The following is a 15,881-nucleotide window of genomic DNA, read 5'->3' as shown; positions in this document are numbered from 1 at the left end:
CGAAGAGAGCGGCTGCAGCAGCAGCGGCAGNGGCCAAGAGAAGAGCGCGACAACGACGGTTGAAAGCTCGGCGGCTTCTCGGGCAGCGGCGGACCGCTGTATATGCCGGTTAGCGGAGCCCGCATTTCTTCGTCTTTCGGCCGAAGAGTCCATCCAGTTACGGGTGAAGTCGGCAAGATGCATAAAGGGGTGGACCTTGCGGTTCCGCAGGGAACGCCAATCCACGCCGCTGAAACGGGAACCGTCACGCTGGCTGAATGGTGGAGCGGTTACGGGTACTGTGTCATCATCGATCATGGGGACGGAATGTGGACCCTCTATGGACATATACGTGAAGGCGGTATTAAAGTAAAGGTAGGCGAGCATGTCAGCCGCGGTCAGGTAATTGCAGAATCCGGCGCAACGGGACAAGTCACGGGGCCTCACCTTCATTTTGAAGTCCGTCAGAATGGAACGCCTGTGGACCCGATGCCGTATCTGTAGACCGTATAAATATTCCGTACAAGCCGAACATATACTAGGATGGTTAAGTCTGGTCATAAGAGGTTCGGCCGGAAAATAAAAGGCGGTGAAACTTACTTTGAAGAAACGTACGGTCGCATTGTTGGTCGTCGTAGGTATGCTGTTGGGAAGCGTACTGACCCTCGTGTTAACAAGCGCAAGCTTTGCGAATCAGGCCTCAACGGGCCAGGGCGTGCTAGCGAGCGTGGTCAGCGGCGGCTTGAAGCAGGATGAAGCGAAGAAAATCGGTACGGCTCTGGATCTCATCCAAGGCAATTATTATGAGGATGTGGACCGGAGCAAACTGGTGGACGGTGCCATCAACGGCATGATGGAATCGCTGGAAGATCCGTACTCGACTTATATGGGTAAGCAAACGGCACAGGAATTTGAGGAGAGCATCGAGGGCTCGTTCAGTGGCATCGGTGCCGAAGTGTCCTCGGAAGACGGCAATGTCGTCATCGTGTCTCCGATCAAGGGATCGCCTGCGGAAAAGGCAGGACTCCGCGCCAAAGATATCATCCTGACGGTGAACGGAGAATCGCTGAGCGGGCTTGAGCTGAACGATGCGGTTTCGAAAATCCGCGGTCCGAAAGGCAGCGAGGCGAAGTTGACGGTCCGCCGCAGCGGCGTATCGACGCCGCTTCAGTACACCATCGTGCGCGACGATGTCGATCTGGAGACCGTCAATGCCCACATGGAACCGGGTAAGGTAGGCGTGATTGAAATTACCCAGTTCTCCCTGAACACGGGCGATCGATTCAAGGAAGAACTGGCGAAGCTCGAGAGCGAAGGCATGAAGGGCCTCGTCATCGATGTCCGGAACAATCCCGGCGGCGTGCTGTCCGTCGTGATCGATATCGCCGAGCAATTCGTGCCGAAAGGCAAGCTGATCGTTCAGGTTGAAGACAAGAACAAGAAGCGCGAGAAGAGCGAGTCCAAGGGAACGGGCAAAGACTATCCGGTCGCCCTCCTGATGAACAAGGGAAGCGCCAGCGCATCCGAAATTCTGGCAGGTGCCTTGCAGCAATCGGCCGGAGCGAAGCTGATCGGTGAAAACTCCTTTGGCAAAGGAACCGTACAGACGAGCTTCGACAAGCAAATGGGCGACGGCAGCCTGCTCAAGATTACGATCGCGAAATGGCTGACGCCAAACAGCAGCTGGATCCACAAGAAGGGGATCAAGCCTGACATTGCGGTGGATCAGCCGGATTACTTCTCGGTGGCTCCGATCAACAAGGACAAATCGCTGGAATACAACATGAATAACACTGACGTGAAGAGTGCGCAGATCATGCTGGACGGACTTGGCTTCAAGCCTGGGCGCAAAGACGGATTCTTCGATGAGAAAACCGCGGCGGCCGTCAAGTCGTTCCAAAGAAGCGCGAAGATGAGCGCGAACGGCGTCATTGACGCGAAGACGGCGGAAGCACTCGAGAACGCGCTGATCGAGCACATCCGCGATCCGAAATACGATAATCAATTGAACCGCGGGATCGACGAGGTGCGGAAGGAAATTGCCGCTGCCGCGTCGAATCGTTAAGAAGGCTGATCTTTAGCCTTCTTTTTTTCTTGCGTCTGATGTCTGTCCTGGATATGCGTAAATGTCATGGTAAAGGAGCGTGGTGACGGATTGGATGTCGCATTGGAACTGCTGTGGAAGTTGGGGGATGCTTTGTTACAGCTGCTGACGCAGCCGTTTTATTATATTTCGATCATTTTGATGGCACTTGTGTACCGTAGGCAGGTACTGCTGGAGAGAAAGCTGTTCTCCGTCCGGCTGCACAGCTGGGGGCTGCAGACTTGGCGGACCTTTTGGGGCGGACTGGTGGCCAAGTTCGGCCCGCTTACGCCGTCCTCAACGATCTGCTCTTCGGACCCCGGTGCAGGGCTGCCCTCTCCCGAATCTTCTGTATGGACCGCGATCAGCCGGTTTTGCGGGCGGTACGTATCACGGGAAATACGTTTGCGCGATACCTCCTTGCCGTCCACCTTCTTGATTTGATAGGTCTCGACGACGTAGCCGGGTTTGCCGCTCTGCAGGATCTCCTGGCCACCGACCGGAAGGGTCGGATTCTGCACGAACTTCTCAGTGACCGGGAGAGTTTCAACTGTGCGGGACATGAGGTCATAGGTGACATTTTTCGGGAAAGTGCCAAAAAATTTGACGATCAGATTCCGATCCTTGACTTCGGCCTGAATCAGCAGCGACTTCCCGGTATTGTTCCGGAATCGGAAGTTGATCGAGCCTTCGGCAAACGTGGCGTCCTGCCCTTTCGGCAAGTAGCTGACCGGCAGGGAATGGTTGCGCCGCTCGACGATTTCAAGCCCGGTCCGGACCGCCGCATTGTACACTGTGCTGGAAACCTGGCAGATGCCTCCGCCTACTCCGGGAACCAGCTTCCCGTTCAGGATGACCGGCGCCTCCTGGAACCCGTATTTTTCCTCCGCCTTGGCAATGACCTTGCTGTAGTCAAACACGTCACCCGGCTTCAGCACCATGCCGTTCACCGCCTTGGCGGCGGAATCGACATTGTATACCCTTCCCGGCCCGCTCGAACCGAGCCCGGTGGAGAACTCGATGATTTTTCGCTCGATTCCTTCTTCCTTAAGGCTGCCGATCGTGACGTTCGGCACCATCCGGTACAGGGGGAGGTCCAGGCTGAGCTTGGGCTTTTTACCGCCGGCAATCAGGGCGAAGTCCTTCGGAATCAGCGCTGTCATCTGCTCCTTGAGCGTGTTCCAGTCAATCCGCGAGACCGAAACCTCCGGCGTGTACACGACCTCGTCTTTCCCTGAGATCCGCCGTGTGGCTTCCACCGGAAGGCCAAAGTGCTCCTGCTCCCACTCCGGTGTAAATTTCTCCTTCAGCACGGAAATGTCCCAGTGGGGCACGATGTTCCAGTCCGTCTGAAAATGCCAGCGGTATTTCAGCTGGTCCAGCCAGCTTCCTTCATGCAGCTTCGCAACCGCCTCTTTAAAGGCGTCCGCTTCAAACGAAACGCCGGCTTCCTTCAGCGTCAGCTGGGCATCCGGAATGCCTTTGGCGGCCACGGACAGCGTCAAGGGAATGCTCTCCATCTGTCTGAGACGGGCGTCCAGCAGCTTAAGCGCCTCATCTGAATTTTTTCCTCCGAGCGGGTAGCCGGCAACCTGGATCTTATCCGGAAGGGTGTTTTGTCCGATATAAAGATGTACCCACCCGGCGGTGACGGAACCGATCAGCAGGATGCTGGCGATAATGATCAGGCTCAAATGAATTTTTTTCATAGGGTTCCCACCTCTTTCGCTTCCTCTTCATCGTGATTGATGCTGTCTTTCCATATATATGTAGGCAAAGTGGAAAAATTTCGGGTACTCAAAAGGTAACAATTTTGTTACAATGAAACACATCGTGATGATTCCTACGCTTTTTTAAAGGAATTAGCTGGAATGTGTCGAATTTATAATGGCTGATTATGTAATTAGGAAGTGATGAACGAAGTGATTGAAATGCAGGACGTATGGAAGACCTACCAGAATGGAACTCATGCATTGCAAGGCGTATCGGTCAAGATCGACCGCAACGAATTCGTATACGTCGTCGGACCGTCCGGCGCAGGCAAATCGACATTCATGAAGCTTATTTATAGAGAAGAAGTGCCGACCAAAGGACAAATCTCTGTGAACGGTTTTAATATCGGCAAGCTGAAGCAGCGGAAAATTCCGTATGTGCGCCGGAATATCGGCGTCATTTTTCAGGATTTCCGCCTTCTTCCGACGCTTTCGGCATATGAAAACGTGGCTTTTGCCATGGAAGTCATCGAAGCGCCGAAGCGGCAGATGAAAAAGCGCGTGATGGAGGTGCTGGATCTGGTTGGACTGAAGTCCAAAGCCACCCGCCTTCCGGCGCAGCTGTCCGGGGGAGAGCAGCAGCGGATCGCGATCGCCAGAGCCATTGTGAATAACCCGGCGGTCATTATTGCGGACGAGCCTACAGGCAACCTGGACCCCGAAACTTCATGGGGCATCATGCAGCTGCTTGATGAGATCAATTTCCGCGGAACGACCATCGTCATGGCCACCCACAACAAGGAGATCGTGAACACGATGCGCAAGCGCGTCATCGCGATCGAGCACGGCAACATTGTACGCGACCAGCAGAGAGGGGAATACGGGTATGACTTTTAACACCTTTCTGCGGCATTTGCGGGTCGGTTTTAACAGCATCTTCCGCAACGGGTGGATGACCGTAGCCTCCGTTACCTCCATCGTGGTATCCCTGTTCGTGCTCGGGGTATTTATCATCTTGGTGCTCAATGTCAACGCTTTGGCCGACAAGGCCGATAAACAAGTGCAGATCCGCGCTTATCTCAACCTGAACGTCGACCAGAAGCTGCGCGAGAAGGTGCAGAACGAAATCTCCGCGATGCCGGAGGTCAGCAAGGTGCAGTTTATTTCCAAGGAGCAGGGCCTCGCCGATTTCCGCAACAGTATGGGAGACGAGGGGAAGGACCTGCTGGAAGGCTTCAGCAAGGATAACAACCCGCTGCCGGACACGATTATGGTCGAGGTGATCGAGCCGACGACGGTTCCGTTCGTCGCTCAGAAGATCGAGGCGCTGAACACGAGCCATACGGAGCAGCCGATCATGAAAGTGAAGTACGGCAAAGGCACAATCGAAACGCTGTTTAAAGTGACGCGCCTGGTGCGCAACATCGGGTTTATTTTCGTGGCCGGCCTCGCCGTCATGTCGATGTTCCTGATCTCCAACACCATTCGCGTCACGATTCTTGCCCGCCGCCGGGAAATCAGCATTATGAAGCTGGTTGGGGCGACGAATTATTTTATCCGCTGGCCGTTCTTCGTGGAGGGCACCTTGATCGGACTGATCGGGTCCGTCATCACGGTGGCGCTGCTGTTCGTCGGTTATGACCGGCTGGCCGCCTCCATCGGCTCGGATTTTACGCTCCAGATGTCACTTCTCCCGCTGAGCCAGCTGTGGCAGTGGGGAGGATTACTGATTGTCCTCGGCGTGCTGATCGGCATGTGGGGAACGACCCTATCTATTCGCAAATTTTTGAAGGTATAAGAACAAGAACGATAAGCAGCTGACGGAGAGTCTTGGTTATACAGGAGAAACTTTTGGAAAAGGACGGGGAACGCAAGTTGAAAAAGATCGCCACATGTTTGGCTGTAGTTATGATCGCAGCGGCTGTATTTCAGCCTTCGGAAGGTCTGGCAAAGAAAAAAACGGTCGATGATATCGACCATGAACTGAGAGTGCTGCAGCAGCAGGCGAAGACCGCCAAGCAGCAAAAGAGCAAGGCGGAAGCCCAGAAGCAGGAAGCGCAGCATTACAAAAATAAAACGACCCAAAACCTGCAGTACGTTATGAACCAGATTAGTACGGTGAGCAACACGATGACCAAATTGACGGTTCAAATTGACGACACGCAGGACAAGCTCCATCAGACCGCAGCCGAGCTGGATGCCGCCGAGGAGCGGATCCAGTCGCGGGAGAAAATGCTGGAGTCCCGGGTACGCCTTATGTATACCGACGGCAACGTATCCTATTTGGAGGTGCTGCTCTCATCGACCAGCTTCTCCGATTTCCTGGAGCGGGCAGACGCTCTTAAGGAATTCGTAGACCAGGACAAGGACTTGCTGGAACAGCACAAGAAGGATAAGGCGCTGGTGCTGGCTAAGAAAAAGGAACTGGAGTCGGATTACGCCAAAGCCAAGGATTTGTATGCCCAGATGGAAGACCAGAAGGCCATTCTGGCTGAAAACGAGCGGCAGAAGCAGATTCTGATCGCACAGTACGACCAGAAGATTGAAGAATCCGACGACACCAGTGAAGAGCAGGATCAGCTGCTCGTCACGCTCGTCAGCAAGCGTGCTTCCCTGGAGCAGGAGAAGAACAAGCTGAAGGCCGAAGAAGCGGCGAGAAGGGCGGCGGCAGCCAAGGCGGCTGCTGCGAAGAGAGCGGCTGCAGCAGCAGCGGCAGCGGGGATCGGCGTCTCGGTGGCAGCTGCGTTTTTGGGAATTTCGCTGACTACGGAAGCGGTGATCTGCATTTGGGTGGTAGCCATCGTGCTGCTGCTGTTCCGGGTAAGGTATTTATGCTTTGCCTATGCCATCGGGATCTTGGGCGTGATTCAGTTTGTTGTGGGGCTGTTTTCCTGGAGTCCGGACGGGCTCCTGAAAACGGTGAAAGATACGGTAGCGGGTCTGGATATTCCTGCCCTGCTTGCCCTGGTCGCGGTGCTGCACTTGGCTGAGGCTCTGCTTATCCGCCTGCAGGGAGCATCCTTCGCTAATCCGCTCTTTATTGAAGGGAAGCGAGGCAAGCTCGTTGGAGGATATCAGATGCAGGTATTCTGGCCGATTCCTCTGTTTCTGCTGATTCCGGGAGCTTCGGATACCGTTCTGCCTTGGACGCCTTTATTTGGCGGAGACGGATGGAGCGGCGGCTTCAGCATGATGGCGCTGCCGGTGGTGATCGGCTTCAGCGAAATGACGCAGAGCCTGCTTCCGCAGGTGAAGGCCGATCGGACGTTCAAACGCCTCCTTATCTATGGCGTCGTACTGCTGGCTTTTAGCATCCTGTCGGCTTGGTGGAGCCCGCTCGCCCTTGTGGCGGCCTTGATCGCCTTTGTGCTTCATGAAGGGCTGGCGTGGTACAGCCGGTATGAGGAGCAGCACCGGAGCCCGGTGTTTGTCCATGTTCCTGCAGCGGGCGATCTACGACGGGGATCATCACCAGCTGGGCGTTATCCTGGCTCCGGACCCGGATGCCGGTGTGGCGCTGGTGCTGAAGCCGGTCAATCTGTTTCAGCTGATCGGCATGAAAATTCATGCCCGCAGCAAGTCGTCCACCCCTGCATCGCATGATGCGCGGGAAGCCGACATGTAAGGTAAGAACGCAAAAAGCGTGGGAGCTCTGATGCTTCCACGCTTTTTTTTGCTTATGAAAGGGCTAACCGGGTGGTTTGCCGGCAAAGCAGGAGGTTACGGATTATTCCTGCAGCTGGCGGAGGACGATGATCTCCACCCGGCGGTTTTTCTGCCTTCCGGCTTCGGTGCCATTATCCCCGACAGGACGCGTGTCGCCGTATCCGGCGTACTGGAACTCGTCCGGGTTCAGATACTTTTGATCGAGGAAAAACCGCAGGACCGACAGCGCCCGCGCTCCGGACAGCTCCCAATTGTCCTTGTAATTTGAAGCATGCACGATCGGCAGATTGTCGGTGTGACCCTCAATGCTGATCACCGTGCTCAGATTCTTAAACAGGCTGGCTAGCTTGTCCAGCACCGGTGCCGAGCCGGGCTTTAGGTCCGCTTTGCCGACATCGAACATAAATTGGTCGCTCAGCGTAATGGAGATACCTTGGGGCTCATCCGCCACAAATATCTGGTCCTCCAGCCGGTTATCCTTCACATACTGCGAAATAACCTGCATCAGGTTCTGGAGCTCCTGCTCCTGCTTGCGGAAGGCAAGCTCCCGTTCGGTCAGTTCCTGAGAACCGCTGTTCTGCGGTTTTTTGGCCGTGTCGGGATTTCGATGCGTATTTTTGTCCGCCTGGCCGGTGATGCCGGATCCCTTCTCGAGGATCGAATCTCCGCTTTTGAACGTATGCTGCAGGGATTGTGTGATCGCTTCGTACTTCTCAACGTCCAGCCGGCTCATCGCGAACATCATGACGAAAAAGATCAGGAGCAGCGTGATCAGGTCCGCATAGGTGATCAGCCACCGGTCCCGGCCGCCGTCTCCTTCGCTTTTCCTCCGGCCCTGTCGTCTATTCCGCTGTCTCATCGATGAATTCCTCCTTCACGGCAGGGGCATGATAGCTGTCCACCGGTGTGAAGGAAACGAGCTTTTTGCGCACCATGTTGGGGTGCTCGCCGTTCTGAATCGCCAGAATGCCCTGCATCAAAAGTTCCAATTGCTGAATTTCATCGGCGCTGCGGGACTTAATTTTTGACGCAATGGGTAAAAAGATAATATTGGCGCTCGCCACGCCGTATAACGTAGCGGTAAAAGCAACTGCGATCGACGGCCCGAGATCGGTCGGCTCGGACAAGCTGCCCAGAACGTGGATCAGCCCCATAACGGTACCGATGATACCCATGGTCGGGGCGTAGCCGCCCGCGGACTCGAATATTTTGGCGTAGTTTTCATGCTTTTGCTCTACAGCGTCCATTTCGAGCTCCATAATCTGTTTGATCTGGGATTCTTCCGTTCCGTCGACGACCAGCTGAATGCCTTCGCGAAGGAACGAGTTGTGATGGTCCATCGCCATTCTTTCAAGGGAGAGCACCCCATTGCGTCTGGCCGCTGTAGCCATGCCAACCAAGTCTTCGATCAGCTGGTTCGTATCCTCGGCCGGTTTGCTGAAGGCAAAGCGCAGCGCTTTGGGAATCGTCTTGAGCCGGTGAAGCGGGTAACTGACAACGACAGCGGCAATAGTTCCCCCGAATACGATCAGGGCGGCCGCTGCCTGCATTAATCCATTAATCTGACCTCCTTCCCATAAAAAGCCACCTACCAGCGCGGCAAGTCCCGCCAGGATGCCCAGTATTGTTGTGATTTCCATGTTGTGCTATCACTCCTGTTCATGAGTTAGGGTTTGCATACGGCACTTGATCAGAGTATAATAGACGGGAACAAATATTCTTATTTCAACAATGATTTCCTATAGCTTATATCGGGAAATCTCGACATATAGTTTAGAATATCTATTTTAGATGATAAGGGTGATGTTGGGCAATGAGCGATATTGTCGTCAGTACCAAGACGTTTGAGCTTGAGTCGGAATACACACCGCAGGGCGACCAGCCGAAGGCCATTACCGAGCTGGTGGAAGGCCTGAAGCAGGGGAAGAAGCATCAGACGCTGCTCGGTGCGACAGGTACCGGCAAGACCTTTACCATTGCGCAGACCATCGCCAAGGTGCAGCGGCCGACGCTGGTCATCGCGCATAACAAGACGCTTGCCGCCCAGCTGGCGAGCGAATTCAAGGAGTTTTTTCCGAACAACTCCGTCGATTACTTTGTGAGTTACTATGATTACTATCAACCGGAAGCGTACATCCCTTCTTCGGATACGTATATTGAGAAAGATTCGAGCATCAACGAGGAGATCGATAAGCTGCGCCACTCCGCGACCAGCTCGCTGTTCGAGCGGCGGGATGTTATTATCGTGGCAAGCGTCTCGTGTATTTACGGCTTGGGTTCGCCGATGGAATACTCCAGCATGCTGCTGTCGCTGCGCGTAGGCATGGAGAAGCCGCGCAATCAGATTTTGTCGCGCCTGGTGGACATCCAATACCAGCGCAACGACATCAACTTCGTGCGCGGGACGTTCCGTGTTCGCGGCGACGTCATTGAGATTTTCCCGGCTTCCAAAGGGGAACAGGCGATCCGCGTGGAGCTGTTCGGGGACGAGATCGAACGGATTACGGAGATCGACGTCCTGACCGGCGAGCTGATCGGTGAACGCGATCATATCGCGATTTTCCCGGCGTCTCACTTCGTAACGAAGGAAGAGACGATGCGTGTGGCGCTGGTCAATATTGAGCGGGAGCTGGAAGAGCGGCTCGAAGAGCTTCGCTCCCAAGGCAAGCTGCTCGAGGCTCAGCGCCTGGAGCAGCGCACGCGCTACGACATCGAGATGATGAAGGAAGTCGGCTTCTGCTCGGGGATTGAGAACTATTCCGGACCGTTAACGTTCCGGGAACGGGGAGCAACCCCATATACGCTGCTGGACTATTTTCCGGATGATATGCTGATCGTCGTCGACGAGTCCCATGTGACGCTGCCGCAGATCCGCGCGATGTACAACGGGGACCGGGCGCGCAAGACGGTGCTGGTGGAACACGGATTCCGTCTGCCGTCGGCTCTGGACAACCGCCCGTTGACGTTCGAAGAGTTCGAGAGTAAAGTGAATCAAATTATCTACGTGTCAGCGACGCCGGGACCGTACGAGATCGAGCACTGTAATGAAATGGTTGAGCAGATCATCCGTCCGACAGGTTTGTTGGATCCGGTAATCGAAGTCCGCCCGACCGAAGGGCAGATCGACGATCTGATCGGGGAGATCCGGGAGCGGATCGACCGCGACGAGCGGGTGCTCGTGACGACGCTGACCAAGAAGATGGCCGAGGATTTGACCGACTATCTGAAAGAGATCGGAATCAAGGTCAGGTATCTGCACTCCGATATCAAGACGCTGGAGCGGATGGCGATTTTGCGCGACCTGCGTTTGGGCACGTTCCATGTGCTGATTGGTATCAACCTGCTGAGGGAGGGCCTTGACCTTCCGGAAGTTTCGCTGGTTGCAATCCTGGATGCCGACAAGGAAGGCTTCCTCCGCTCGGAACGGTCGCTCATTCAGACGATCGGCCGCGCGGCCCGGAACTCTGAGGGCTTTGTTCTGATGTATGGCGACAAAATTACAGAGTCGATGGACAAAGCGATCAAAGAAACCCAGCGCCGCCGCACAATGCAGATTGCCTATAACGAACAGCACGGGATCACGCCTCAGACGATCCGCAAGAAGGTGCGGGACGTCATCGAGGCGACGAAGGTGGCCGAGTCGAAGGCGGAGTATTTGACCGGCACCGGAGGCAAGATGTCGAAGAAGGAGCGCCAGTCGGTGATTCAGCGTCTGGAAGCGGAAATGAAGGATGCCGCGAAGAACCTGCAGTTCGAGCGCGCCGCCGAGCTGCGTGACGCCCTGCTGGAACTGAAGGCGGAATAAACAAGAACATGGATAAGATAAGGGAACGGCCGCTTGTATTGGTCGTTCTCTTTGTGGATAAATCCCATAAATAGATCCTTTCAAAGGAGATGAGCGACCATTGGCCAGCGAGAATATCGTCATTAAGGGTGCAAGGGCCCACAATTTGAAGAATATAGATATCACGATTCCCCGTGATAAATTCGTTGTTTTAACCGGACTGAGCGGTTCGGGCAAATCTTCCTTGGCGTTTGACACGATTTATGCGGAAGGGCAGCGCCGTTATGTGGAGTCGCTGTCCGCGTACGCGCGGCAGTTTTTGGGGCAGATGGAGAAGCCGGACGTCGACTCGATCGACGGGCTGTCTCCGGCCATATCGATTGACCAGAAGACGACGAGCCGCAACCCGCGCTCAACCGTCGGAACGGTAACCGAGATTTACGATTACCTGCGGCTTCTGTTTGCCCGTGTGGGCCATCCCCATTGTCCGGAGCACGGCATTGAAATCACGTCCCAGACCGTGGAACAGATGGTCGACCGGATTATGCAGTATCCGGAGAAGACGCGTCTGCAGCTGCTGGCACCGATGATTTCCGGCCGGAAGGGCGAGCACAAGTCTTTGTTTACCGACGTGGCCAAGCAGGGCTTCGTACGCGTACGGGTAGACGGCGAGCTTCGCGATCTTTCCGAAAATATCGAACTGGAGAAAAACAGAAGCACTCGATCGAGGTCGTTGTCGACCGGATCGTCGTTAAGGAAGGTGTGGAGGCGCGCCTGGCGGACTCCATCGAGACGGCGCTGAAGCTGTCCGGAGGCCAGCTGCTGGTCGATATTATGGGCCAGGAAGAGCTGCGCTTCAGCTCCAATTTCGCCTGCCCGATCTGCGGATTCAGCATTGAGGAGCTGTCCCCGCGGATGTTCTCGTTTAACAGTCCGTTCGGGGCCTGTCCGGAATGCGATGGACTTGGCGTGAAGATGATCGTTGACCCTGAGCTGCTGATTCCGGACCGGGAGAAATCGATCGATGACGGCGCTTTTCTGGCGTGGACAGGCAGTACGTCCAACTATTATCCGCAATTTTTGAAATCGGTATGTGAGCATTACAACATTCCTCAGAATGTTCCGGTCAGCCAGCTGAAGGAAGAAGACATGAACAAGCTGCTGTACGGAACGGGTAATCAGAAGGTCCGCTTCCGTTACGAAAATGACTTCGGACAGAGGAAAGAAGCATTTGTGGTATTTGAGGGCGTCATTCCCAACCTGGAGCGCCGCTACCGTGAAACGGCTTCCGAGGGCATCCGCGAATTTATCGAAAACTTCATGAGCGCGAAGCCGTGCGAAGTCTGCAAGGGTCACCGTTTGAAGAAAGAAGTGCTTGCCGTAACCGTCAATGACTACAATATGGCGCATGTGACGAGCCTGTCCATCGGCGAAGCGATGAAGCTGTTTGACCAGCTGGAGCTGTCCGAGAAGGAACGCTCGATTGCGAATTTGATCTTGAAGGAAATTAACGCGCGTCTCGGATTCCTCGTGAATGTCGGGCTCGATTACCTGACGCTGAGCCGGGCCGCGGGCACACTCTCCGGGGGAGAGGCCCAGCGAATCCGCCTGGCTACGCAAATTGGCTCCAGCCTGATGGGCGTGCTCTACATTCTCGATGAGCCGAGCATCGGTCTGCACCAGCGGGACAACGATCGGTTGATTTCTACGCTGGAGCATATGAGGGACATCGGCAATACGCTCATCGTCGTAGAGCATGACGAGGACACCATGATGGCCGCCGACTATATCATCGATATCGGTCCGGGTGCGGGTATTCACGGCGGCCGTGTCATCGCTCAAGGCACACCGGAGGAAATCATGAAGGATCCGAATTCCTTGACCGGCCAATACCTGAGCGGACGCAAGTTCATTCCGGTCAATACGGAACGCCGTAAGCCGGATAACCGCTGGCTGGAGATCCGCGGAGCGAAAGAGAACAACCTGAAGAACATCAATGCCAAAATTCCTGTGGGTGTCTTCACGGCAGTAACGGGGGTTTCCGGTTCGGGCAAATCGACGCTCGTGAATGAGATCCTGTACAAAACGCTTGCCAGGGAGCTCAATAAGGCGGTCAAGGTCAGACCCGGCCAGCACAAGGAAATTCGTGGGCTCGAGCATCTGGAGAAAGTCATCGACATCGACCAGTCGCCGATCGGCCGCACGCCGCGTTCCAATCCGGCAACCTACACCGGTGTGTTTGATGATATCCGTGACATTTACGCACAGACGAACGAGGCCAAAATCCGCGGTTATAAAAAGGGACGCTTCAGCTTTAACGTGAAGGGCGGACGATGCGAAGCCTGCCGTGGGGACGGCATCATTAAGATCGAGATGCACTTCCTGCCGGACGTCTACGTGCCGTGCGAAATCTGCAAAGGCAAACGCTATAACCGGGAAACGCTGGAGGTTAAGTATAAGGAAAAGAGCATCGCCGACGTGCTTGAAATGACGGTTGAGCACGCAACGGAATTTTTCAAAAACATTCCGAAAATCCACCGCAAGCTGCAAACGCTGCTCGACGTGGGCTTGGGCTATGTCACCTTGGGACAACCGGCCACGACGCTGTCTGGCGGCGAGGCGCAGCGCGTGAAACTGGCCTCCGAGCTGTACCGGCGCAGCACCGGCAAGACGCTCTACATTCTGGATGAGCCGACGACCGGTCTGCATGTCGACGATATCGACCGTTTGCTGACTGTGCTTCATCGCCTGGTTGATTCCGGGGAATCCGTGCTCGTCATTGAGCACAACCTGGACGTTATTAAGACGGCCGATCACATTATCGACCTGGGTCCTGAAGGCGGCAGTGGCGGCGGAACGATTATTGCCTCCGGTACGCCGGAGCAAATCGTGAAGGTCGAGCAGTCGTACACAGGCAAGTACCTGAAGCCGATCCTGGAGCGCGACACGGCGCGCAGCGAAGCTTTGAAAGTGACGAGCTAATAGCGAAGCCTGGTATGGAACGATTACGCGAAAGGCTTTAGATCAGATCATGTCTCCATACCCGCGAATGGCGGGGGAGGCATGATTTTTTTGAAGAGATCAGAAAGTATACGTTTCGGAGCCTCCGCTTCCTGATCTCGCAATAAAAACTTCCGCTAGACGCGGTCTGTCTTCTTTGAAGGTACGTCGAAAGACGTTTTTCTTATATGAAGAAAGCATAAACTTCGAAGCTTCTGTGTAAGTTGTACCAAAGAATACGATGCCCAGCAAGGGAGTAAAATGATTCCGAAGAAGCGAAGCGTTCTACAAGCTTTCCAAAGGAAAGCTGACATCGCAAGCATATACCTTGGCTTTCGGATTTCAACCTTAGGTGGGTTCAATACAATCAAGAAATCCGAAAACAAGAGGGATCGTAGGAATATTTTACGTACTTGCCCCATCATCCATTTCAATTTTCATTTATATGGATTCCTTATACTTTATGATATATCCGCCTTCCCTACTTCCATGGTCACTGAGCAGGATCCATGAGCCATTCGGATATAAGCGCCATTTTTCATAAATTGAAGCCAACCGGGGTAATAATATTAAGGATTGGATTTCTACACATGAAAATGGTAATTGATCGGAGGCAACCAGCCTCAATTACCAGAAAAAGGCGATTTTATGACAATTTCAATTTTTTTACATCCGAAGTCTTGCATCTCATCGCCCAGAACGATAACATGTAGAGAGATATGTAAATTGAGCGAAGCCACAAGAGGAGGTCCAACCATGTTGCTTGCAGAAGCTGCTGCATCGGCTGCATCCAAATTCAATACCTTTGACGTATTCATGATCCTGTTTACGATTTTGATCCTGATCGGGGTTATCCGTCTGGTGAAGCAACCGGTTAAGAACAAATTTGCAATCGGATTCAGCGTGATTTGCTTGCTGGTCTTTTTAGCGTCCGACTTTGCTATGATCCAGAACTGGATGAGCTAATCGGATACTACTCCAACGAAATTGCGACGAATGAAGACACCTTTCGCTAACCGGCGGACAAGGGGTCTTTTTTTGTTTAAGCCATTGGGATTCAGGCTGTGGAAATTTCCTATTAAATATAGGGCTTCCAGCAATTGTACACACCCGGTTTGTGTGATACATTGAGGCTATGATTCAGGGGAAAGGATAGACTCCGGAGATCTGCAGATCAAGATAAAGATAAGGTCAGGTGAGGGAATGAAACCGACGGGGAAAAAGTGGGTCATTACGCTGCTCAGCACGATAGTGCTCGTCAGTGGAAGCGCGGCGGCCGAGGCACAGAGCACAGGCAAAACGGCCACAACGGCATCCAAGGCGGGACAAGCTGCGCAGAAGGCAAAAACAGCAGCATCAAGCGCATCTACAGCAAAGAAGGTTAACGTCCAGGTGGCAGCGGATCCGGTCCCGCAAATCGTCAAAGACATATCGCCTTCGGTTGTAGGGATTATCGGCCGCTCGACGGATACGACGCTGACGGGAGGCGCGACCAACCGCTACAATTTGGCGCACGGTACAGGAGTCATCGTGAAGTCCAACGGTTGGATCGTTACCAACGCGCATGTGGTGAACGGACTGGAAGGTACGCTGGTCGTCACATCCGACGGCAAATCGTATAGCATTGTGGATTCATACATAGACGAAACAAGTGATA

General features: G+C 54.1%; 9 protein-coding genes and 3 pseudogenes. 9 read left to right on the top strand and 3 right to left on the bottom strand.

Annotated elements, in window-relative coordinates:
- Together CPT76_RS24780 and CPT76_RS24775 are read left to right on the top strand one after the other, a co-directional pair.
- Positions 1 to 483: pseudogene (locus tag CPT76_RS24780) on the top strand (M23 family metallopeptidase); the annotation flags it as partial.
- Between the two features lie 136 nt (positions 484 to 619).
- Entirely contained in the window at positions 620 to 2,044 is a 1,425-nt protein-coding gene (locus CPT76_RS24775) for a S41 family peptidase (protein ID WP_105444892.1), read from the top strand.
- 161 nt (positions 2,045 to 2,205) lie between these two features.
- Here the strand turns inward: CPT76_RS24775 and CPT76_RS24765 are convergent, their stop codons facing one another.
- Entirely contained in the window at positions 2,206 to 3,771 is a 1,566-nt protein-coding gene (locus CPT76_RS24765) for a VanW family protein (protein WP_258168780.1), read from the bottom strand.
- 213 nt (positions 3,772 to 3,984) lie between these two features.
- On the opposite strand from CPT76_RS24765, the gene ftsE reads away from it, so the two are divergent.
- The 3 genes from ftsE to CPT76_RS24750 are packed head-to-tail and all read left to right on the top strand — an operon-like array spanning position 3,985 to position 7,377.
- On the top strand, positions 3,985 to 4,671 hold the full coding sequence (ftsE, locus tag CPT76_RS24760) for a cell division ATP-binding protein FtsE (protein ID WP_089550485.1): 687 nt from the start codon (positions 3,985 to 3,987) through the stop codon (positions 4,669 to 4,671).
- Positions 4,661 to 5,572: a permease-like cell division protein FtsX gene (ftsX, locus tag CPT76_RS24755; protein ID WP_105444820.1), complete on the top strand. Its 912-nt coding sequence runs from the start codon at positions 4,661 to 4,663 to the stop codon at positions 5,570 to 5,572. Before ftsE ends, ftsX begins: the two co-directional genes overlap by 11 nt.
- A 53-nt stretch (positions 5,573 to 5,625) precedes the next feature.
- On the top strand, positions 5,626 to 7,377 hold the full coding sequence (locus CPT76_RS24750; RefSeq protein WP_105444819.1) for a coiled-coil domain-containing protein: 1,752 nt from the start codon (positions 5,626 to 5,628) through the stop codon (positions 7,375 to 7,377).
- A 124-nt stretch (positions 7,378 to 7,501) separates the two neighbouring features.
- Here CPT76_RS24750 and CPT76_RS24745 read toward each other — a convergent pair whose 3' ends face one another.
- Both CPT76_RS24745 and CPT76_RS24740 read right to left on the bottom strand, forming a co-directional pair.
- On the bottom strand, positions 7,502 to 8,299 hold the full coding sequence (locus tag CPT76_RS24745; RefSeq protein WP_105444818.1) for an OmpA/MotB family protein: 798 nt from the start codon (positions 8,297 to 8,299) through the stop codon (positions 7,502 to 7,504).
- Complete coding sequence (locus CPT76_RS24740; protein ID WP_076174523.1) at positions 8,283 to 9,080, bottom strand: flagellar motor protein; 798 nt, start codon at positions 9,078 to 9,080, stop codon at positions 8,283 to 8,285. The genes CPT76_RS24745 and CPT76_RS24740 overlap by 17 nt, the downstream gene beginning before the upstream one ends.
- A gap of 173 nt (positions 9,081 to 9,253) precedes the next feature.
- Here CPT76_RS24740 and uvrB point away from each other — a divergent pair, with 173 nt between their 5' ends.
- The 4 genes and pseudogenes from uvrB to CPT76_RS37755 all read left to right on the top strand — a co-directional run.
- Positions 9,254 to 11,245, top strand: coding sequence for an excinuclease ABC subunit UvrB (gene uvrB / locus CPT76_RS24735; protein WP_105444817.1), 1,992 nt, complete (start codon positions 9,254 to 9,256; stop codon positions 11,243 to 11,245).
- 100 nt (positions 11,246 to 11,345) lie between these two features.
- Positions 11,346 to 14,206, top strand: a pseudogene (gene uvrA, locus CPT76_RS24730) (excinuclease ABC subunit UvrA).
- Positions 14,207 to 14,980: 774 nt separating this feature from the next.
- Complete coding sequence (locus CPT76_RS24715; protein ID WP_105444814.1) at positions 14,981 to 15,190, top strand: hypothetical protein; 210 nt, start codon at positions 14,981 to 14,983, stop codon at positions 15,188 to 15,190.
- 237 nt (positions 15,191 to 15,427) lie between these two features.
- A pseudogene (locus tag CPT76_RS37755) lies at positions 15,428 to 15,881 on the top strand (trypsin-like peptidase domain-containing protein); the annotation flags it as partial.

The sequence above is a fragment of the Paenibacillus sp. AR247 genome, from assembly GCF_002968895.1.
In the GTDB taxonomy this organism is placed as follows: domain Bacteria; phylum Bacillota; class Bacilli; order Paenibacillales; family Paenibacillaceae; genus Paenibacillus_AQ; species Paenibacillus_AQ favisporus.
This window is presented reverse-complemented; position numbering and strand designations above follow the sequence as displayed.